Origin of the sequence: Thioclava sp. JM3, from assembly GCF_002213185.1 — a bacterium.
GTDB classification, from domain to species: Bacteria; Pseudomonadota; Alphaproteobacteria; order Rhodobacterales; family Rhodobacteraceae; genus Thioclava; species Thioclava nitratireducens.
In genome coordinates, this window is the sequence record NZ_NBOB01000001.1 from 1 (window position 1) to 18,573 (window position 18,573).

Annotated in this window: 23 protein-coding genes, 1 tRNA gene and 1 pseudogene; 17 read left to right on the plus strand and 8 right to left on the minus strand. The window is 61.2% G+C overall.

Annotated features, from left to right (window positions below; translation table 11 throughout):
* Window positions 1–210 (plus strand): annotated as a pseudogene (locus B6V73_RS00005) (coproporphyrinogen III oxidase); the annotation flags it as partial.
* Between the two features lie 136 nt (window positions 211–346).
* On the opposite strand, the gene B6V73_RS00010 reads toward B6V73_RS00005, so the two are convergent.
* The 4 genes from B6V73_RS00010 to B6V73_RS00025 all read right to left on the minus strand — a co-directional run bounded on the left by B6V73_RS00010 (window position 347) and on the right by B6V73_RS00025 (window position 2,689).
* Window positions 347–646, minus strand: coding sequence for a DUF6522 family protein (locus B6V73_RS00010; protein ID WP_088724190.1), 300 nt, complete (start codon window positions 644–646; stop codon window positions 347–349).
* Between the two features lie 12 nt (window positions 647–658).
* Window positions 659–1,078 carry an Rrf2 family transcriptional regulator gene (locus B6V73_RS00015; RefSeq protein ID WP_088724191.1) on the minus strand — a complete coding sequence of 140 codons (420 nt, stop codon included), beginning with the start codon at window positions 1,076–1,078 and terminating at the stop codon, window positions 659–661.
* Between the two features lie 153 nt (window positions 1,079–1,231).
* Entirely contained in the window at window positions 1,232–1,636 is a 405-nt protein-coding gene (locus tag B6V73_RS00020; RefSeq protein WP_088724192.1) for a hypothetical protein, read from the minus strand.
* An 87-nt stretch (window positions 1,637–1,723) separates the two neighbouring features.
* Complete coding sequence (locus tag B6V73_RS00025) at window positions 1,724–2,689, minus strand: calcium/sodium antiporter (RefSeq protein ID WP_088724193.1); 966 nt, start codon at window positions 2,687–2,689, stop codon at window positions 1,724–1,726.
* Between the two features lie 634 nt (window positions 2,690–3,323).
* Between B6V73_RS00025 and B6V73_RS00035 the strand changes: the two genes are divergently transcribed.
* The gene (locus B6V73_RS00035) at window positions 3,324–3,557 is read left to right on the plus strand and encodes a hypothetical protein (protein ID WP_088724195.1); all 234 of its coding nucleotides are present in this window, start codon (window positions 3,324–3,326) and stop codon (window positions 3,555–3,557) included.
* A 79-nt stretch (window positions 3,558–3,636) separates the two neighbouring features.
* Here the strand turns inward: B6V73_RS00035 and B6V73_RS00040 are convergent, their stop codons facing one another.
* Entirely contained in the window at window positions 3,637–5,427 is a 1,791-nt protein-coding gene (locus B6V73_RS00040; protein ID WP_088724196.1) for a site-specific integrase, read from the minus strand.
* Between the two features lie 339 nt (window positions 5,428–5,766).
* Here B6V73_RS00040 and B6V73_RS00045 point away from each other — a divergent pair, with 339 nt between their 5' ends.
* From B6V73_RS00045 to B6V73_RS00110, 14 genes are all read left to right on the plus strand, one after another.
* Window positions 5,767–7,020, plus strand: a complete 1,254-nt coding sequence (locus tag B6V73_RS00045; protein ID WP_088724197.1) for a site-specific integrase — start codon at window positions 5,767–5,769, stop codon at window positions 7,018–7,020.
* A complete protein-coding gene (locus B6V73_RS00050) occupies window positions 7,020–7,694 on the plus strand; it encodes a hypothetical protein (protein ID WP_088724198.1) in 675 nt (224 codons plus the stop codon). The genes B6V73_RS00045 and B6V73_RS00050 overlap by 1 nt, the downstream gene beginning before the upstream one ends.
* Window positions 7,695–7,778: 84 nt before the next feature.
* On the plus strand, window positions 7,779–8,009 hold the full coding sequence (locus tag B6V73_RS00055; protein ID WP_088724199.1) for a transcriptional regulator: 231 nt from the start codon (window positions 7,779–7,781) through the stop codon (window positions 8,007–8,009).
* On the plus strand, window positions 8,006–8,401 hold the full coding sequence (locus B6V73_RS00060; RefSeq protein WP_088724200.1) for a hypothetical protein: 396 nt from the start codon (window positions 8,006–8,008) through the stop codon (window positions 8,399–8,401). The genes B6V73_RS00055 and B6V73_RS00060 overlap by 4 nt, the downstream gene beginning before the upstream one ends.
* Complete coding sequence (locus B6V73_RS00065; RefSeq protein WP_088724201.1) at window positions 8,398–8,937, plus strand: helix-turn-helix domain-containing protein; 540 nt, start codon at window positions 8,398–8,400, stop codon at window positions 8,935–8,937. Before B6V73_RS00060 ends, B6V73_RS00065 begins: the two co-directional genes overlap by 4 nt.
* Window positions 8,934–9,341 carry a hypothetical protein gene (locus B6V73_RS00070; RefSeq protein WP_088724202.1) on the plus strand — a complete coding sequence of 136 codons (408 nt, stop codon included), beginning with the start codon at window positions 8,934–8,936 and terminating at the stop codon, window positions 9,339–9,341. Before B6V73_RS00065 ends, B6V73_RS00070 begins: the two co-directional genes overlap by 4 nt.
* 70 nt (window positions 9,342–9,411) lie before the next feature.
* Window positions 9,412–9,828, plus strand: coding sequence for a hypothetical protein (locus B6V73_RS00075; protein WP_088724203.1), 417 nt, complete (start codon window positions 9,412–9,414; stop codon window positions 9,826–9,828).
* Complete coding sequence (locus tag B6V73_RS00080; protein ID WP_088724204.1) at window positions 9,825–10,322, plus strand: hypothetical protein; 498 nt, start codon at window positions 9,825–9,827, stop codon at window positions 10,320–10,322. Before B6V73_RS00075 ends, B6V73_RS00080 begins: the two co-directional genes overlap by 4 nt.
* A gap of 337 nt (window positions 10,323–10,659) precedes the next feature.
* Complete coding sequence (locus B6V73_RS00085) at window positions 10,660–11,133, plus strand: hypothetical protein (RefSeq protein WP_088724205.1); 474 nt, start codon at window positions 10,660–10,662, stop codon at window positions 11,131–11,133.
* A complete protein-coding gene (locus B6V73_RS00090) occupies window positions 11,130–11,423 on the plus strand; it encodes a hypothetical protein (protein WP_088724206.1) in 294 nt (97 codons plus the stop codon). The genes B6V73_RS00085 and B6V73_RS00090 overlap by 4 nt, the downstream gene beginning before the upstream one ends.
* On the plus strand, window positions 11,420–13,735 hold the full coding sequence (locus B6V73_RS00095; RefSeq protein ID WP_088724207.1) for a phage tail tape measure protein: 2,316 nt from the start codon (window positions 11,420–11,422) through the stop codon (window positions 13,733–13,735). The genes B6V73_RS00090 and B6V73_RS00095 overlap by 4 nt, the downstream gene beginning before the upstream one ends.
* 1 nt (window position 13,736) lies before the next feature.
* Complete coding sequence (locus tag B6V73_RS00100) at window positions 13,737–15,062, plus strand: S49 family peptidase (protein WP_088724208.1); 1,326 nt, start codon at window positions 13,737–13,739, stop codon at window positions 15,060–15,062.
* Window positions 15,062–15,499, plus strand: a complete 438-nt coding sequence (locus B6V73_RS00105) for a hypothetical protein (protein ID WP_088724209.1) — start codon at window positions 15,062–15,064, stop codon at window positions 15,497–15,499. The genes B6V73_RS00100 and B6V73_RS00105 overlap by 1 nt, the downstream gene beginning before the upstream one ends.
* Window positions 15,500–15,618: 119 nt before the next feature.
* Complete coding sequence (locus B6V73_RS00110; RefSeq protein ID WP_088724210.1) at window positions 15,619–15,894, plus strand: hypothetical protein; 276 nt, start codon at window positions 15,619–15,621, stop codon at window positions 15,892–15,894.
* 29 nt (window positions 15,895–15,923) lie between these two features.
* On the opposite strand, the gene B6V73_RS00115 is transcribed toward B6V73_RS00110, so the two are convergent.
* Window positions 15,924–16,268 (minus strand): hypothetical protein, encoded by a 345-nt coding sequence (locus tag B6V73_RS00115; protein ID WP_088724211.1) that lies wholly within the window; start codon window positions 16,266–16,268, stop codon window positions 15,924–15,926.
* A gap of 211 nt (window positions 16,269–16,479) precedes the next feature.
* Here B6V73_RS00115 and B6V73_RS00120 point away from each other — a divergent pair, with 211 nt between their 5' ends.
* Window positions 16,480–17,412: a hypothetical protein gene (locus B6V73_RS00120; protein ID WP_143597845.1), complete on the plus strand. Its 933-nt coding sequence runs from the start codon at window positions 16,480–16,482 to the stop codon at window positions 17,410–17,412.
* A gap of 123 nt (window positions 17,413–17,535) precedes the next feature.
* On the opposite strand, the gene B6V73_RS00125 is transcribed toward B6V73_RS00120, so the two are convergent.
* Window positions 17,536–17,610 (minus strand) — tRNA-Asn (locus B6V73_RS00125).
* Between the two features lie 71 nt (window positions 17,611–17,681).
* On the minus strand, window positions 17,682–18,554 hold the full coding sequence (locus B6V73_RS00130) for an MBL fold metallo-hydrolase (RefSeq protein ID WP_240504076.1): 873 nt from the start codon (window positions 18,552–18,554) through the stop codon (window positions 17,682–17,684).
* Window positions 18,555–18,573 lie beyond the last annotated feature (19 nt).

Sequence of the window (18,573 nt, forward strand, 5' to 3'; positions counted from 1 at the left end):
GATCTTGACGATTTGAGCCAGGAGTTCGGCACCGATGCCCAGAAGCTGCTACCGTGCCTGACGGAAATGGCCACGCGCTTCGCGCCATTCGCAAGGCTTACGGGAAAGCGCATCAGCATTGCACAGGAAGGTCGACCGTTAACACGGATGATCGCTTCGGTTCTCGATCAGTACGTGCCCGAGGGGGTGCGCTATTCGCGCGCCTCCTGAACACGGCGCGTCTGATGGAGGAGCGCGCCTTCAGCACGGTGTCCCGCTAGGCTACTCGCCGCCTGCAACAAGAAGCGGAGCTTGCGGGGGAGCGAGGGACAGATCGTCGTGCTTCTTTCCCGCGGGAAATCGCTGGTCAGGACTTCGAATGTGTCGTTGCGAGGTCGCGCGGAGCCGCAACGGGTGCGTGTGAGGGAAAAGTGCCGCGTGACAGGATCGTGCCGTTCTCATCGACAACGAGGCGTAGAGCGCGACCGCCAAAGTAGAAGGTCAGCCGCCACCGCCCGGCATCTTCGTCGACACCGGCCTCGCATTTGCTTGTGACCTCGCCGTCGCGGAGTTTCGCGAGAACATCGGATGGTGGGAGGCCGAAAGCGCGTCCAACGAGTTCTGCGTCGACCGTGAAACCCTCAGTGGTGAAAGACACGTTACGCATCGCTATCTCCTTTCAGACCGCAGATGGAACAGTGGCCGGCAAGGCGATGTCTGCCAGCGTCGAACGATCGAGTTCTGCCAAAAACGCGGTCTCTGCGGCGCGGAGTCTACCCTTCAGGCCGCAGACGGGGGTAATGCAGCACGCGCCGTCAGGCGAAAAACATTCGACAATGGCCTGGTCCTGCTCGAGAAGCCGCACGAGGTCTCCAAGAACGATCTCGTGGGCGGGGCGGCCGAGCATTGCGCCGCCACCGGTCCCGCGCCGCGTGGTCACGAAGCCGTGCCGGGCCAGGCGCTGAATGACCTTATTCAGGTGGTGACGAGAGATACCGAACTCATCGGCGATCTCGGCTGTCGAGAAGGCACGCTCCGGCGCGCTGGCCATCCGCATCAGCGCTCGGAGTCCGAAATCTGTGAAACTGGTCAGGCGCATATGGTGCCTCCAACAAACAAGCATCAGAAATACTTGTTATAGGCTCAGGCCCGATCGCGCAATGATCTTCGTATCAAGTCAGTCATATTCAGGTGCGACCCTCGGTTCCGTCGATCCAGTATCGATGGTCAGCGAGCGACAATCGTCACGCGATCAGCCTTGCGGCACCGCGGCCCGCCGCGCTGCGCGGGCAGCCATGCTGTTTCGCACTGAACGTCTAGTTCTATCCCGCGCGAATTGCGAACAGGCCTGTGCGGGAGGAGTACCCAGCTTGCCATAGGCGCGCTTGCGGTAGGTAATCACTGTGGAGTGGGTGATGCCGAGCTCCAGCACGATAGCCTCGAATTTGCGGCCAGAGAGGATACCAAGGCAGACGGCGAGCTCGCAGTAGCTAAGCACCGTAAGCGGGGCCGGGACGCCGGTTTCGAGGGCGCGCTCGAAATGCAGCAGGGCGAGCGGCCGGGCCAGTCGGGCAAGCTCCGGATCGCAGACGTCGCCCTCCGCGTCGACCGCATAGAAGCTGACGAAGAGACGCAATGGCTCGTCTACGGCGAGCACCGTGGTCTCCGCTTTGAGCCGCGGCCGTTGACCGGGCGATCTCTATTCCAATGTCGTGGACGAACGAACGTCCCGCTTATAGAAAAGTTAGCTCGCAATCCCGTTAGAAAACAAGAGCACCATATATGCTGCATAGGCGGCCAACATCAGCGCACCCCACAGGCGTCCAATCTTCTTAGTAGCGAACAGTAAGCCCAGCAGTATGAGAGACGATGCCAGCATGACTGGCGTGTCGATCTCGCGAAAGCGCGTGCTGACTTCGATCGGCTGGATCACGACCGTGACGCCGAGGATCGCGACGATGTTGAAGATGTTCGAGCCGATTACATTGCCGAGCACCACATCGGGGTGACGCCGGATCGCCGCGACTATACTGGTGGCTAGCTCGGGAAGCGACGTTCCGATGGCCACGAGCGATAGACCGATTACCGCGTCGGGCACCCCGAACTCGCGGGCGAAGTTTACTGCCCCTTCGACCAGTAAGTCCGCTCCGAACACGAGAGCGGCAATGCCAATAATGACCAAGAGCGGCGCAAGCCAAGGTCGCGGTAGCGGAATGTCTTCGAACTCCTCAGCTTCATGTCGAAATGCCGTTGCCTGGCGGTTGCGTTTTTCCAGCCAGTAGCTGGAAAAGAGGTAACCTGCGAGGACGAGAAGCATTGCGATACCTTCGATCTGAGTGATGATTTCACCCTGGACAAGAGCGTAGGCCGCCAGCGAAACAAGTGTTGCAACCAGCGCCTCGCGCACAGCTGTTCGCGCCCAACCGAGGATCGGTGTGATAACTGCTGCCACGCCGACAATGAGCAGAATGTTCGCGATGTTCGAGCCTACGACGTTACCCAAAGCAATCTCGGGCGCGCCGTCTATGGCTGCGTTCACGGAAACAAGCAGTTCCGGTGTCGACGTGCCGAAACCGACGATGATCAGACCGATTAAAAGCTTTGAGATGCCGAGGCGCTCGGCAATTGCGACGGAGCCGCGCACGAGCCCTTCGCCGCCGACAAAAAGAAGAACAAGGCCGGCAGCCACGAGGAGGAGGTCATGCAACATTTCTATTTCTGTCCCAAAGTTGTGCTCGCCTAAGTAGACGTTTCGCCATGACTTAGTGCGCCGGATACAGGGAAAGAATAGGAAGGCTGCATATTCACGAGCGGACCGGTGGGTATTCCGCCAAAGTGTCTTGATCCGGTGACCTGCCCTGTCGCAAATTCCTCAAGTAGTGTAGGGTCTGCGCCGACTCTGAAGGAGCAGACAAATTCGGCCGCCTCATCAGCAGTTTCGAGCGCCGCTCGCGCCGGAAATTCTGAAGCATGCGCTGTAGATATGCCCCCCACACAAATCTTGTAACGAGCTGCACGGCGATGCCCACCACTCGGTGGTGATCGACGAGCCACTCCATCTTTTCCTCTTGATCAGCCTATCATGTCAGCCTGGCAGCAACGCGGAAAGCACGCGAACGGGTCCGACGATAGGCGGGGACCCCAAGCGGGTAGCGCTCACGGCCCAAAGCTGCCGTTCGCGACAGCCACCGCGAAAGGCCGGTCCTAGGTCGCAGTCGTCACTCCGAGCTCGCATGGGCAAGCGCTCTGCGCGGTCGTCGAAAAGGTGCGTTCTTTCGAGGCGACGGAAAGTCTTCCATTAAGGGCAAGCCCGTGCATTCTTTTCGCAATGATGGAGACCAGACATGACCGAAGCGAAACGAGAGAAGATAAAGCTGCGCGCTGCCTATCTGAACGGGCTTGCTCTAATATTCTTTGGCATCGGAGGTTTCGGACCCGCTTTTGCACTGCTTAACACATTTCAGTGGAAGAACCTCATCGTTGCTTTGGTCTGGCTCTGGGCCGGCGGCATGTCGAGTTGGGAGCTCCACCAGCTAGCTCAGCGCAAGCTCGACGAACTATCGGTGACAGAAGAATGATTTCGGCCCAAACCGGAAACCCGCTCCAAGCGCAGCGAAAGTCCGCCTTCCGCCTAAAAAAACGTCTGGCACATCCCCGTCAAACCCAAAGTGGCAGAGCATCGATTGCCGGGCGCATCAGGTTGGGTGGGGTCGGCTTGTGGTAAGTCTTCTCGTGAATATCGCGCCCTTCATGGCCCACGATGTCGCGAATGATCTTATCGTCGATTGCCGCGTGTTCGAGCGCGTTCTGAACGTAGTGGCGGAAGCTGTGGAAAGATAGCGCCGCGCCATCGGCACCCAGCGTATCATCGATGATTTGTCTCATCCGACGCCCGAGTTTCTTGCCGTGCTTGCCACTCTTCGGTTCCCGAAGGTCCGGAAACAGATCAGGGTGCCCGGCACGCTTCATCTTCGTCACATGGTCGAGAAACCCGAGCTCGATCAGGCGCACATGGATCGGCACGGTGCGACAAGAGGAGAGCGTTTTGACACGGCGCTGCTCGGTCTCACGGATAGAAATGCAAGGAATGCCGTCGACCTCGATGATGTCCTCGGGCGACAAGCCTGCGATCTCTTCGCGCCGTGCCCCGGTAACCGCGCCGATCAGAGGGCACCAATAGATGCCGTTGCGATAGATCGTCTTGCCCGGACGTGTCTGGAAGTATTCTGTCTCAGAGCCCGTCCAGACCGGGTTTTGGAACAGCGCCTCGAGTTGGAGTGGGGTGAATGCATCCTTCTTCTCGCTCTCGCGCACAGTTTCTTTACGGCGCAGCTTGCTCGGATCGAGGCGTGGGTCGATCAAGAAGCCCTCATCGGCGGCCCAGGTCGCGACCTGACCGAGATGATCGAGGTGCCGATTGATCGTGCCGGTCGAGAGGCCCACCTGATCGGCGGGCAGGGCGGCAGCACGCGCCATAACCTCGTCGCGGGTCGCGGTGCGATCCTTCGGGCTCTTCCCCCAGCTTTTCGGAATTTTCAAGAGCGCGGCACGGAAGGCGGTCGCATCAGCCTGGCGGACCCGCCGGATATCCGTGATCCCGGTGAGAAGCGTAAACAAATCGCCAAAACTACGATATTGGCGCAGCGTCTTCTCTTCGATACCTTCCTCGCGTTTCATCGTGATCAAGCGCTCGATCACACCGTCGAGCGAGGGATCAAGAGCAGGGTCTTGGGCAGGCTGCGACACCACAGAGGGCGTTCGCGCCGCATTTTCTGAAGGGAAATTAGGCGCCGCGCAATGCGGTTCGGGCCCCAGCAGGTCGGACGGTGTCTGGGCGGCCAAGTCATCGGCCAGGGCCTCGATCGGCTCAAGAGCTGTATCGTTGCCGGCCCACGCGGCCCGCTTGCCAGAAATCAGTAGGCTCATGAGGGTCACCACCTCAAAGGCAGAACTTGCCGGACGCCCGGTCAGATCCTGAAACTCCCTTGCGATGATACGCCTGCGGCTATCGCTGGCAAGGTCGCGGCGATACAGGTCGATCGTCGACCTCAACAGATCAGAAGCACCTTCGGGTGCCTCAGCATTCAATCCCGACCGTGCCAGATATGCCCAAGCGTCCCGCGCGGCCTCGTTTTGGCGCAAATCATCGAGCGGATCGAGGGAGTCGAACCGGCGCAGCAATTGCAGCTTTTCGATCTTCGCCCGCTCGCGCTTGATTACATCCGCCAGCCAGGCGCGCGCCTCCTGAGGCGAGATCTCGGTCCTGATGATGCCATCCATGAATGTGTCGCTCTCCGCACTAATCTTACGGGCTAAGATAATCGCAACACGGCGATCCGTCGTCCCCAAGGAGAGCTTCAGGTCGACGAATTTTGTGGAAAACACCCGGATCCGACGGCGCCATTGATAGGCGGTGCCGCGACGGGAGAGATGAGGTTGGCCGTGCATGGTCTTGCGTCGTCCTTGTTTCGGACGGACCTACGCAAAACGCGGGTGATGGAACACCCGTATGCCACACCTACGAAGCCATGAAAGGCTTTTTGTAGCTAAATCAACACCCTGGAGGGGAAGATGGCTCCGGCGGTAGGGATCGAACCTACGACCAATTGATTAACAGTCTAAAAACACACATCAACACTACCGAACATTCCCCAACATCGCTTTGGATTATTTCCCAATAAAAACAAAAAGATTGGCAGTAATGTTCGGTAGTGTTACTAACATTGCCGAACACTACCATACATCGATTTTCGTTACCCCAGTGTTACCCCAGAGGACAATTTGACTATGGCAAGGGCGCTTACGACCAAGGCCGTTGAGGCCGCAAAGCCGGACCCGGCAAAGCGATATGAACTCCCTGATCCGGCGCTGGCCGGTCTCTACCTGGTGGTGCAATCCAGCGGGGTGAAGTCTTGGGCGTTGCGCTATCGACATGCAGGCAAACCGAAGAAGCTGACGCTCGGTCGCTGGCCGCTGATGGGCGTGGCGGATGCACGGGCGGCGGCAACCGAGGCGCTGGAGAAGATCGAGAACGGCAAAGACCCGTCTGCGGAGAAGAAGCGCACGAAGGCGGCAAGGATCGAGGCGCAACTATCTGATCGGGACAAGGTGAAGACCCTGCTCGATCAATACGAGAAACGCCACCTCAAGAGCCTGAAATCAGGCGCGACCGTGAAACGCGAGCTTGACCGCTTCGTCGCTGCAGAGTGGGGCGATCGCGATATTCACGAAATCACCAAGCGCGACGTGATCGACCTGCTCGACGGTATCGCGGACAGCGGGCGCGTGGTCACGGCGAACCGGGTTAGGGCTTATCTCTCGAAGTTCCTCAACTGGTGCGTGGAGCGGGACATTCTGCCGATGAATCCGGCGACCGGCGTGAAGCCTGTGGCCAAGGAAACGAGCCGCGATCGCGTGCTGTCTGACGACGAAATCCGGTGGCTCTGGCAAGCCTGCGACGATCTGGGCTTTCCGTGGGGGCCGTTCACGCAAACCCTGTTGCTCACCGGGCAGCGCTTGGGCGAGGTGGCGGGCATGACCGATAGCGAGGCCAGCGGCGACCTGTGGCATTTGGATGCCAAGCGCACGAAGAACGGGCGGGCGCATGATGTGCCGCTCTCCAAGGCCGTGCGCGACGTTCTGGGGGGCGTGGAGCGGATTAAGGGCAAGCCGGGGCTGATCTACACCACAACCGGCGAAACGCCTCTGAGCGGCTTTCACAAAGGCCGAAACCATGTGGCCGAGAAGATGGCCGAGGTCGCCGAGCATGAGACAGGCGAGCCCGTCGACATTCCACATTGGACCTTTCACGATCTGCGCCGCACGGCCGCAACCGGCATGGCGCGTCTCGGCATCCCCGTGCGCGTGACAGAAGCCGTGTTGAATCACGTCTCGGGCACGGGCGGCGGGATCGTCGCGGTATACCAGCGACACGATTTTGCAGACGAGAAGCGCAAAGCTTTGAACGCATGGGCGCGGCTGGTGCGGGAGATCGTCACCGGCAAGGCCGACAACGTGGTGCGGATCGAGGGGGCGCGGTGATGGAGTATGGCGAGTTCCTCGACCAGTATGACGAACTCCTCGACCGCTCGAACCTTTCCGCGGAGGAGCGCCGAACGCTCAAGGCGGCGTGGGGCGCGATCGAGGAAGAGGTTGGCGCCGAGGCGATGACCGAATTCAGCCCACACGATCGATGGATGCTGGACCAGTCAGTGTTGCAATATCGTCGTTCGGTTCGCCGGCCGAAGGTAGCTCTAAAGGACGCGACAACCGCAGCCGCCAGCGCGAGAGCGTTCCGTGCGAAAGCTGAGAAGATCAGGGCGGACCTGCTGGAGCTCGCGCACGGGTTTGATGGCATAGCGGATGCAGGGCTCAACGTTGCAGCCTATGGCGCTTTTGACGCCGCCGAACCGGCGCTCAAAGCGGCGCGTGATATGGAGCTCGCCGCCGAACAGATGGTAGCGGCCGCTCGGGCCGCGTTCCCGCGACCGAGTAGAAATGAAGCGCGACGGAAATTCGTCCGCGTGATGCTGTTAACGGATCTTCTCGCGCTGGACGACTTCAGCATCAAGAAAGCGGTTCTCGTCGCGGTCGCCCACGTCGTCGAGGGCGAAATCGGCTCCGGGGAGGGAGAGTGGCTCCTCCCCATGATGCGCGAGGTCCTGAACGAGCACGGCTTGCACGCCTCAACCGACGGAATTCATTGGCAAGAATGAAACTCGGAAAAGTTTCCGAGAAGCGTTTTTTACTTACATTACCGAACATTCCACAACAGTTCAGCAACAAGTTGGAGCTGAACCATGAAGAAAGAGAACGGAATTCAGGACCTCGTTCCCGCCGCTGAGGTCTGTGCAAAATTTGGCGTCGTAGAGATGACGCTTCGGCGTTGGCTCAATGACCCGCGGGTCGATTTTCCGCGCCCCATCAGGATCAACCGGCGGCGATATTGGCGTCTCGCAGACCTGAATATGTTCATCGAGCGCCGTGCCCAGCGCGATACCAACACGGGTAAGGATGGCGGTGATGCATGAACAGCGCGTTGGAAAGTGCGATCCGCCAAGTCGCCCGCCACAACCCGGAGGCCTTCGCTGCCGCGGTCACGCATCGGCTCGTCGCGCTGCCCTATGGTTCGGGCACCCGCGCCCTGATCGCCGCTCTGGACGATCTCCTTCCCGATCGAATGGAAGGCGTCGCGGCGCTTGCGGAAGCACGGGCGGCAGCTTCGGTTGAGCTGCGCGACGCTCGAGATTTTCTTGTGTCGACCAACGACCTGGCGCGCCGATATGGCGTCAGCCCTCGGGTAGTGTGGAATACCGTCCAGCACCAGGAAGGCTTCCCGAAATCGTTCAAGGCATCTTCAGGGCAATCCGTTTGGCGCCTCTCTGAGGTGGCGGCCTGGGAAGACTGCGAGGCCAGGGAATGAGCATCAAGGCCATGAACTGGGCGATGGCGCTGCGCGGGGTCGAAATGTCTCCGGTCCAGCGGCTCGTTCTCTACGTCCTCTGCTTTCATCACAACGGCAAAACAGGGCAATGCAATCCTGCGATGAAGCGAATTGGCGATGAAGCTGGCGTCACCGATCGAGCGGCCCGGGAGGCGATGCGAGGCCTCGAACATATCGGCCTCGTCCGGTCGGAAAAGCAAACCAATGAGAAGGGGCAGGCGGCGAATAATTACGTCCTTTTCGGCCGCGTAGTGAACAAGAGCGGGCGGAACCTCCGTTCCGGCACCGGGCGGAACCTCCGTTCCGGCACCGGGCGGAACGACAATACCGCCACTGACGCCGAATTCAGTGGCGGAACGCCGGTTCCGCCGAACAGGAAAGGGATAGATTCCGACGCTGGTCGGGACGAAACGTTCGGGAAAAAAGGTCCAGACTCTGGAGGGCAAGAATTATCACAGGTCCCGGCAGATGAGGCGCCCTTGGGCGCGCCTCATCCTGAGACGGAGGCCCGATGATGCATCCAGTCCGGGCGATCCTCCTTGACCATGATCTCGAACGACTGCTCCGCGCTCACAAAGTGACGGCACGGGAGCTCGCCCAGTTGCTGTCGCCCAGCGCGCCGCCTCGGAAGCGCGGCGGATGCTCTCCCGCACGGGCCGCGAAGATCGAGTGCCGTGATGCGCTTCTGCAGCAGCTCCGCGACCGGCTCGATCCCGAGCATCAATGGACGGTGGCCAAGCTTCACACGGCGATGGCGCGCCTGTGGCGCCAAAGAGAGGCCATCATCGAGGGCGAAGAGGTGGACGATGCCGTTTTGGCGGAAGCGTCGGTCGCGGATCTTCTCTTCCGGCTCTCCGAACTAAAGATGCCGAACGTGATCCTTTCGCGAAACCGGCTCTCGAAAATTCTCAACCGTTGAATCGCGCGTTTTGAACGTTCGTTGCCGCCGGAGATTCGGTAGGGAAGGGTGATCTCGAAAAGGAGGTCACATGTCCGACGAATACGATAGCCGGCGGCGGCTGGCACACATCGAGCAGCTTGCCGAGCGCCGCCATGTTGCGGTCATGAAGGCTTCTGACTTCAAGAACGGGATCGCAACCACGCTCTTTGCGCTGCGGCGCGATCTCGCGGCGATCGAAGGCGAGTCTCGTTCGCCCCGGGGGCGCGTCGAGAGTGAGGCGCGCGCCAAGGAGGTCCGCAAAGAGATCGCGGAGCTTGAGGCCGAGAGACCTGCGGCCGAAGACGCCTACAAGACCGCGCAGGCTGAATGGAACGCGGCGCAATCTCTCGCCGATGCCTGCCGAAAATTTGCTGAAGAGAAGAAACTGCCGCTCCCCCTGAAGTTCGACAGCGGCGCGCAAATCGATAATGGCCTGCCGGTCGTCAACGTCAGAGGTGGAAAATGATCAGCCAGATCAAAAAACCAAAAGGCGATGTTCTCGGAGCGCTCGACACTGCCCGTCAGAAGGTCCAGGCGATCAAAGCACAGCGTGTCAAAATCGATGAGGCAAGCGTTTCGCGCGCCGAGGTGGAAACCGCGGTGGCCGAAGGTCTGGATCATCTCTCGGGCTTGGCTTCGACCGGGCTTCAGTTGGGGCATCTGGTTGCCGGGAACGCCGACCTCTTTCGCCCCAACTTTCAGACTATCGACATCGCGGGCCTGCTGATCGCACTCAACCGCAATGGAATCGAAGCCATGATCAAGCGCGACCTCGATCGTCTCTATTCGGATGGTGATGGAGTCAGCGAGGCCGAACGCAAGTCGCAGCTCGCACTTCTGAAGGAAGAGCTTCTCGCCGCGGAGCGCGCCGAGGAAATGGCCGTTCGCGCAGCGGAAGAGGCCGGGTTCGATATCGTGCGCCGCGCTGACGCCGATCCGCGCGCCGTCTTGGCGAAGTGACCCCATCATGGAATCCCCGATCGGTCCTTCCCTGAGTATCCCTCCGATCGTGGGGTCGTGGGCGGCAGTTCCCGCGAGAACCGCGCGCATGCGCCAATGCGTGAACATGCGCCAGCGAGTGCGAGAACTCGCAAAGGTTTCGGACGACGTCGAGTTTGGCGGGCCGTTCCGTCGTCCGAATGCTGGAGGGGGATCATGGCACCCCTCCAGCACCCCCCCCGGGTCAAGGGACCGTCCGCAAATTCCGCCCTACCGCGGGCCACGCGGCTCCCGGCAGCGCTGTATTTTTTTGGATCGAAAAACCGCATTTCGTTTTCGCTAAACCGCGGAGGAAGCGATGAACTTCAATGAGCTTGAACTGAGCGCTTCGGAAATCGTCGAGGCGACCGGCCGCACTGCGCGTTGGGTGCAGCATATGGCCGCGAAGGGCTATTTCGAGCGGCGGCGCAGGGGGCACTACAGCACTGTGTCGGTTCTGGGTGGACTTAGCCGGTTTTACGACGAGCAGACGAAAGCGAAGGAAGTTCCTTCCACCCGTCAGCGCATCGACGAAGCGAAGGCGCGCGAGGTCGAAATTCGGATCGCCCAAAGACAGCGCGAACTGATCCCACAAGTTGAAGCTCTCGACGCAATGGGCTTGGTGGTCGAAGCGGCCACCGCTGAGCTCACCAAATTCCACATGAAATTCCGCGACCCGGTTCGCTCGTTGATCCGGGCTGAGGCGCTTGCGAGCATCGAGCGCATAAACGCCGCTCTTCGCAAGGCAAAAGCCTCGATCGAAACGGGTGACAAGATCGAGGGGCGCCTATGACAGTCTTCAAGCTTTCCCGCCCGATCGCCGTCAAGCACGAAGACGGCTCTGAGCACTCGATCCGGGCACTGGTTCTGAATGTCGGAGCGGCCGAGTTGGTGGAATTGAAACGCCTCAGCGAGAGCTCGCCGCCAAGCATGCAGCTCGCGCGCGCTTCCATCGATGTGGCCGCCGGACTTCCTCCGTCCACTGCCGAAACGCTCGATGTCGACGACGTCAATGACGCACTGGACATCATCCAAACCCAGGTCGACGCCGCCGTCGCGAAATTTAGGAGTGCCGCACCATGACCCGTCGCGTTTCTCAGCTTGTCGTCGAAATGATCGACCGCGTGTCGGGTTCGGCGAAGAAGATCGGGCGCAGCATCCGTGGCGTGAATACTGCGGTTCAGAACAGCACGAAGGGCGGCGTGACCGTGCAGGAGCGGATGCACGCCGCGATTGCGCGAAACGAAGCCGCCCTTTCCAAGGCCAGAATGGGGATTCTCGATAGCGTTGGTGCCTATTATACCCTTAAGGCGGCGATCGGCGGCCCGGTGCAGGCCGCGCGCGAGTTCGAAAGCTCGATGGCCGACGTCAAGAAGGTCGTGAACTTCGAAACGCCGGAAGCATACAAGGCGTTCGAAAAGCAGCTGATGGACCTCTCGACGCAGGTTCCGATCTCAGTGAATGGCCTCGCCCAGATCGCCGCGGCGGCGGGCCAAGCCGGGATCGCCGGGAAAGACCTGACGAAGTTCACCGAGGCTGCGGCCAAGGTCGGCACCGCGTTCGATATCTCGGCCGATGAGGCCGGGGCGGGCATGGCGAAGCTGATGACCGGGATGGGCATGTCCATCGATGAGGTCGTTTCCCTCGCCGATGCGATGAACCATCTGTCGAACAGTCAGGCATCGAGCGCGGCCGAAATCCTCGACGTGATGAAGCGCGTCGGCGCCACCGCGAAACAGTATGGTTATTCGGCGAAAGAGGTCGCGGCGCTCTCGTCCGCGATGATCGCCTCCGGCGCCCCAGCAGAGGTCGCGGCTACCAGCTTCCGCAACATGGGCCGCGCCCTGACGAAAGGCGAGAGCGCCACCAAGCGGCAGCGTCAAGCCTTCCGCGATCTGGGGCTCGACGCGAGCAAGGTCGCTAAGCGGATGCAGGAGGACGCGGTCGCAACGACCATCGACGTCCTCGAACGCATTTCGAAGCTCCCGAAGGAGGCACAGGCGGCGGCGTCGTCCAACCTCTTCGGCGATGAAGCGCGGGCGCTTGGCCCGCTCCTGACGAACCTCGACCTCGTGAAGTCTTCGATCGGTCTTGTGGCCGACCAGACGCAATACGCCGGATCGGCGTTCAAGGAATTCGAGGTGCGCAATGCGACCTTCGACGCCAAGGTTCGCCGCTTCGACAACACGATGGAGAAGCTGAAGATCACGATCGGCTCTGCGCTGATCCCGGTTCTCTCCGACATGATGGACAAGATCGCGCCCATCGCCGAGTCGATGGCCCGAATGATCGACGCTCACCCGCAGATCACCGCAGGCCTCTTTTCCGTAGTGGGCGGGCTTGTCGCGCTCAAAGGGGCGATCGGCGTCCTGAAATTTGTCGGTCTGCTCGGGAAGGGCGGCGCACTCTCGTTGATGGCGCGCAGCCTCGGCCTGATCGGTGGCGCGGCGACGACTATGGGGGCCAGCGTCTCGGCCGGGGCCGCAACGGCCGACGCCGCCCTTGCTGCGCTCGAAGCGAAGACTGCGGCCCGTGCGCGCCGCCTGCGGGCTCTGCGATGGGGCGGGATCGGCCTCGCAGCGACCGTCGCCCTCACGCCCACGACTGCAAACACCGACCGCACGACCGGCAAAACCGAAGCCGACATGCTAAAACGGTCGGAGGCGGGGATGGCGAAGCTCACCCCCGCCCAACGACAGGCCGCGGTCGACGCCGAGTTCGCCGCCGCTTCGGGCGGGAAGACCCCCGCCGACGCCGCTAATGAGAAAGTCGCGGCCTTGCGCGCCGAAGCGGCCGACGTGCGTGCGACTATTGCCGAGCTGAAGGGCGAGATCGACAACCTCGGAAACGGGCCCATGACCGACGTGATGGCCGCCCCGCTGCGCGATCAGATCGAAGCCCAGAAGGGCGGCCTTGCGGACCTGGAGGCGAAGATCCGGGATGCGGAAGCGGCGGCACAGGCGCTCGGTTCGGTGTCGGTTGCGCCGAAAGTGCTTACCTACTCCATCGACGCGGCTATTTCGCGAATTGCCGCTCTCAGGGACAGCTTTCGCGCTCTTCCCTATTCCGCCCAGGTCCAAGCGCCCGCGCCCGCGACCACCCGTTACCCGCTCTCCGGCAAGCGCGCCAAGGGCGGGCCAATGAGCGCCGGTGGCGCGTATCTCGTGGGAGAGGAAGGGCCCGAGGTCGTCACGCCTTCGCGCGGTGGCTTCGTGCATCCTAACGGCTCCGGCGCGGGCGGGCGTCGCTTCGGCGATATCCACATCTCGTTCGCTCCTGTGATCCAAGGCGGCGGCGACGTCGCGTCGATGATGGACCGCGTGATGCGCGAGTTCGAAGATAGAATGCGCATGGCGCTCTCGGGCGTCATGGCCGATCTTCCGGGGGGCATGTGACATGACACAGCTTCATCATATTGCGGAGCGCGTCATCGGGCGCCCGCTGTTCCTGCACCCGACCAAAGCCGCGATCCTTCTCGACGTCCTCGAAGGCCGCCTTTCGGAAAAGACTCGAGCCTCGGCGGGGTTGCCTGCCGACGCGAGCCGCTTCATCGGCTCACGCAGCCGCGCAGATCGCTCCTCGCGCCTCAATCGCGCCGTCAACGGCGCCGCGATCATCACGATCGAGGGGAGCCTTGTGAACCGGGGCGCGTGGATCGGATCGAACTCTGGCCTCGTCTCCTATGAGGGGATTTCCGCCCAGGTCCGAGAGGCCCGCGCCGATCAGGAAATCCGCACTGTGATCCTCGATCTCGACACGCCCGGTGGCGAAGCAACCGGAATGTTCGCGGCGGCTCAGTTGATCCGAGAGCTTGCGGCCGAGAAGCGCGTGATCGCCGTCGTCAACGATCTGGCGGCAAGCGCGGGCTACGGCCTTGCGTCTGCGGCGGATGAGATCGTCGCCTCACCGACCTCGATCGTCGGCAGCATCGGCGTCGTCATGACCCATGTCGATGCCTCCAAGAAACTCGCGCAGGACGGCTACTCGGTCACCCAGATTTTCTCGGGTGACCACAAGGTCGACGGCAATCCGTTCGGCCCTCTGCCGGACGCGGTGAAAGCCGATCTGCAAACCGAGTGTCAGTATTTCTATTCGCTCTTCGTCGGCATGGTTGCCACCGGGCGCGGAGAACGACTGACCGAAGAGATGGCCCGCGCGACGCAAGCGCGGACCTTCATTGGCGAGGAAGCGGTCAAACGCGGGCTCGCCGACCGGGTGGCGTCTCTCGATGAGGTGCTGGCCGAACTTTCCCCAACTCGGGCCGGGGCGGCTCGCAATGCAGGAGGTCCATCCATGACCACCAAATACGGATCCGCGAGCAAGAGCGCGGAATATCAAGATGGTCGCGCGGCGGGCTACGCTTTGGGCGTATCCGGAGAGCGCAGCCGAATTTCAAAAATCATGAAGTCGGATGCGGCTCGCGGGCGGGTCTCGCAGGCGCTCAACCTGGCGCTTGAGACCGACCTTGCCGCTGACAAGGTCATCAGTCTCCTCGGTTCGCCGACGGATAAATTCGAGGGGGCCCGTTCCGCGACTGATGAACGGGCACCGTCCAATGTCGACGAGATGTGGGAGCAGGTCATGAAGGAAGTTGTCGTATCCGCTTCGCCGTCCCGCGCACCGAAGGAAGAACGAGAAGGGGGCGCGACTACTGAGAAGCCGATCAGCGCCGAAGCGGTGGACGAGTTCTGGGCGGCCGCAAGGAAAGAGGCCGGCGTTTGATGCGCATAGACGAAAACGGACGAGGCGCGGGTGAAGACCCGCGCCTCGTTTCATTGACTGAGCTGGCCGCGATCACGGGGCGCTCCGAGAGCTCCCTTCGTGTCGCGGGCCGGAACGGTCTCTTCAAGGTCAGCCAAGGCCGCGTCGATCTCGGCAAGGCGGTGCGGGCGATCATGAAAGATCACGCGGACCGCACCGAAGCGCGCGCCGTCGAGCGCGTGAAGAAGTCCAAGAAAATCCATCGCCGCGTTGCGCTCCTTCAGGAGGAGGAAGACGCCTCGCGGGCGTTCGCTTTGGAGCTCGCGCAGGTCAGCAATGAACTCGCCTCGGCGCTGGCCGAGATCGAGGAAGGCTTGCCTGCCGTCGTGAAGGCGCGCCAAGGCCACCTCACGCTCCTCGTGTGCCGCCTGCGGGCGCTCTCGGCCCCCAGAGGCTGACAGACGGGCGGGCGGGGCTGCATGGCCCCGCCCATGCCGTTCTCGTGCAGGCCTTGCGCGCTGGTGGTTTGCGATGAATGCTGTCTCGATCGGATCATTTAAGCTTGGATAGCGAAGACATGAATGAATTCATCGCGGATTGGTTCACCTTGATTGGTCAGGTGATGACGCTCATTGGTGCTGGCGTCGCCGCTAAAGGCGTAATTCTCAAAAGGGACGATGCGGGGCATCTTGCTGTCAGTCGGATCGCGAGCGGCGACCCTTCGCAGTGGGCGGACTTACCTCTCGCAAAGAGCCTTCTCCGATCATCGGCTCTCGCAAAATGGGGGTTGATCTTCGTCGCTGCAGGGACAGCCATGCAGGCTGTCCCCGTGGTCTTTCGGCTGTTCTGTTGATCGGAAGAGCAACGCAGCTTACCGGTAGCTCACGCCGCTCCTGCGGCCTGCTCAGTCGCCGATGCGATGATCTGCTCGACGAGCGCGTCGAGCACCGGCTCTTCCTCTCCGAACACCTCCCGGATCGCTGCAGCCAGCGCCGCAATTCCAGCGGGGCCGGAGGCCTTCGTTTCGACGAGAGCGCGGAACGCCTCGTCTTCCTGCTCACCCTCAGGCCGATCATCGAGAAGGGCCTCGCGCGCCTTTGCCCAGGTGCGGAAGGCGACGAGGGCGGGATCAGCACCGGGCAGGGCGGCGATATCGGCCATGGTCGGCGATGCTGCGAGGGTGGTTTGGGACAGTTCTGCGGCGGATTCGGTGTTCATCGGGTGCATAGTTTTCTCCTCTACTTGCACCCTCGATGATCCAGAAAAAACATTATGTGTCAAATAGTTGGAAGTTTTCCAACTTTCGCGAAAGGGCGATTTTCGCTCGGCCTTCGGACGCTGCGTAACCTTTGGAATTTTTCCAACTATTTCCCCGAATGGAGCGCCGAATCAGATAGCTTCCCACGGTGGATATCTGCGGGGTTAGAAGGAGAGCGCATTGGCGGATGAACCGATTGGGCTTCAAGGACGCGTTCACCCCTATGAAGTGGAGGCTACATCTGACCACTGGTTTCCCACCGGTGTTCAGCGTCTTTGGGTCGACGGGGAGCGCTCTATCTCAAGGGTGGGGCCCGATGGGCGGTTTGCCTCTAAAGTTGTTCCCAAAAAGAAACCAAACAGAGGGTTCGGAGACATAAGAAGCGGCCATGCGATGGTTTTCGGCGTAAGCCCGTGGAACCATTCGTTCGAGGCAGACTTCAACGACGTCGATCGGGAGGCCCCTGTGGTCCTGCGCAAATTGCGCGACGATCTGTTCGAAGCGGGGGTGAGCGCAGAAAGCCTCAATTTGAATATCCAAGAGGCGGCCACGCTCGTTGCGTATTGTTTTTCCGTTCTCCTACGCAGCCCGGCCTACCGGCACCGCATGTCCTTCGCGGGGGTAGGATTTGGTTTGCCTCAAGACGAGCGCGTCGGGCGTGCAAATGTTCAGCAAGCCTGGAGCAGCGCAAAAACAATCGATCTGCAAGAATGCAATAGAGCGGATCTGCGTCTATTGGTTTCCAGAGATGCTGAGTTCATTTTTGCTGACGGTCTTGTCGACGGTCTGTTTTCTCTCGATGCGTCCATTTCTTGGCGCGCGGTCGGGCAGAGATGGATTGCTGACCTGTGTGGGGAGGCGCTGGTCCCACTTCTTCCGAATCTCTGCGCTTACCTCCGGTTCAGTAGATCGGGGCTCGGGTGTCGGGTGAAGACGATAGACGTTGAGCCGGACGTTACAAGCTCGGTTAACGCTCTCACGCAAATCTACGCAAAGGATGATCTCTTCTTCAGGTCAGAAACACCCACGCTCACTCGTGATTTCATCTGCGGAGAGCACAGAGAACTCAAGAGCTTCGAAATCGAGCTCATGCGCTGGTTGCGGTCAACCTAGAGCACTTCCCGCCATGCCCAAAACTCGGCGGCATTTTTTGTTACCCCGAGCGTTACCCCAGAACAAAAACGAGAAAGCCCCCGAAGGGGCTTGCTCGCAAATCTCTGTTTTATCAGGGGGATTTGGCTCCGGCGGTAGGGATCGAACCTACGACCAATTGATTAACAGTCAACTGCTCTACCGCTGAGCTACGCCGGAACATGTGAGGGTGTATATGAATCTCGAATTGGGATGTCCAGAGGGTTCTGGCGAAAAAATTCAGGCTTTCGTCACGTCAGCGAAAATAGCGCCTCCGGGCGCAGGTCGGGCGCGGCGATGACTTCGTTTTGTACCGACATTTCAACGAGATGGGCGAAGACATTCCGTTCGGCGGCTGGCAGGAGGGCTGCGGGCACGTCAGTATATATCGCGCGGGTGAGTGTCTGCGGGGTGGCGGGGCGCTCTGCCAAGGCGCTTCGGATCTGCGCGGTGCGGGCGTCGCGATGTGCGCGCTGACTCGCGATCAGCGTTTGCGGATCGGTCACCGGCTCGCCATGGCCGGGATAGAGAATGCGCGGGCGGAGTTCCTCGATGCGCGCGAGAGAGCGATAGTAGTCGCCCAGATCTCCGTCGGGCGGTGAGATCAGCGTCGAGGACCAGCCCATAACCACATCGCCGGTCAGATGCGCATCGCCCATCGCGAAGCTCAGATGGTTGCAGAAATGGCCAGGCGTATGCAGCGCCGTGAGCGACCAGTCGCCATGGCTCAGCGTCTCGCCATCCTCGATAAGGATGTCGGGGTCGAACGCGTGATCGACCCCTTCGCCGCCGCCGGCATGGCCGCGCGCTGCGAGTTCCGCCATCACCTGCGCGCGGCCTGCCTCGGGCGGGCCGAAGGCGAGGATGGGCGCGCCCGTGGCCTCGGCCAAGAGCCGCGCGCCGGGGGAATGGTCGAGATGGGCATGGGTGACGAGGATATGGCTGACGCGCTCTCCGGAGGCGAGCGCGTCGAGCAGCGCCTGAAGATGGGCAGGATCGGCGGGGCCGGGATCGACCACCGCGACCTCGCCTGTGCCAATGACATAGGTGCAGGTGCCGGTATAAGTCATGGGGGATGGGTTCGGAGCCACGATCCGACGCAAGCCGGGCTGCAATTCTTCCATCTTTCCCTCCGTCGCGGCC

Coding starts and splice junctions, on each gene's coding strand:
- B6V73_RS00075 (WP_088724203.1), top strand. CDS start 9,412: ATGTCCGACGAATACGATAGCCGGCGGCGGCTGGCACACATCGAGCAG.
- B6V73_RS00085 (WP_088724205.1), top strand. CDS start 10,660: ATGAACTTCAATGAGCTTGAACTGAGCGCTTCGGAAATCGTCGAGGCG.
- B6V73_RS00100 (WP_088724208.1), top strand. CDS start 13,737: ATGACACAGCTTCATCATATTGCGGAGCGCGTCATCGGGCGCCCGCTG.
- B6V73_RS00095 (WP_088724207.1), top strand. CDS start 11,420: ATGACCCGTCGCGTTTCTCAGCTTGTCGTCGAAATGATCGACCGCGTG.
- B6V73_RS00060 (WP_088724200.1), top strand. CDS start 8,006: ATGAACAGCGCGTTGGAAAGTGCGATCCGCCAAGTCGCCCGCCACAAC.
- B6V73_RS00015 (WP_088724191.1), bottom strand. CDS start 1,078: ATGCGCCTGACCAGTTTCACAGATTTCGGACTCCGAGCGCTGATGCGG.
- B6V73_RS00070 (WP_088724202.1), top strand. CDS start 8,934: ATGATGCATCCAGTCCGGGCGATCCTCCTTGACCATGATCTCGAACGA.
- B6V73_RS00065 (WP_088724201.1), top strand. CDS start 8,398: ATGAGCATCAAGGCCATGAACTGGGCGATGGCGCTGCGCGGGGTCGAA.
- B6V73_RS00050 (WP_088724198.1), top strand. CDS start 7,020: ATGGAGTATGGCGAGTTCCTCGACCAGTATGACGAACTCCTCGACCGC.
- B6V73_RS00110 (WP_088724210.1), top strand. CDS start 15,619: ATGAATGAATTCATCGCGGATTGGTTCACCTTGATTGGTCAGGTGATG.
- B6V73_RS00130 (WP_240504076.1), bottom strand. CDS start 18,554: ATGGAAGAATTGCAGCCCGGCTTGCGTCGGATCGTGGCTCCGAACCCA.
- B6V73_RS00115 (WP_088724211.1), bottom strand. CDS start 16,268: ATGCACCCGATGAACACCGAATCCGCCGCAGAACTGTCCCAAACCACC.
- B6V73_RS00045 (WP_088724197.1), top strand. CDS start 5,767: ATGGCAAGGGCGCTTACGACCAAGGCCGTTGAGGCCGCAAAGCCGGAC.
- B6V73_RS00080 (WP_088724204.1), top strand. CDS start 9,825: ATGATCAGCCAGATCAAAAAACCAAAAGGCGATGTTCTCGGAGCGCTC.
- B6V73_RS00040 (WP_088724196.1), bottom strand. CDS start 5,427: ATGCACGGCCAACCTCATCTCTCCCGTCGCGGCACCGCCTATCAATGG.
- B6V73_RS00090 (WP_088724206.1), top strand. CDS start 11,130: ATGACAGTCTTCAAGCTTTCCCGCCCGATCGCCGTCAAGCACGAAGAC.
- B6V73_RS00010 (WP_088724190.1), bottom strand. CDS start 646: ATGCGTAACGTGTCTTTCACCACTGAGGGTTTCACGGTCGACGCAGAA.
- B6V73_RS00025 (WP_088724193.1), bottom strand. CDS start 2,689: ATGTTGCATGACCTCCTCCTCGTGGCTGCCGGCCTTGTTCTTCTTTTT.
- B6V73_RS00035 (WP_088724195.1), top strand. CDS start 3,324: ATGACCGAAGCGAAACGAGAGAAGATAAAGCTGCGCGCTGCCTATCTG.
- B6V73_RS00055 (WP_088724199.1), top strand. CDS start 7,779: ATGAAGAAAGAGAACGGAATTCAGGACCTCGTTCCCGCCGCTGAGGTC.
- B6V73_RS00105 (WP_088724209.1), top strand. CDS start 15,062: ATGCGCATAGACGAAAACGGACGAGGCGCGGGTGAAGACCCGCGCCTC.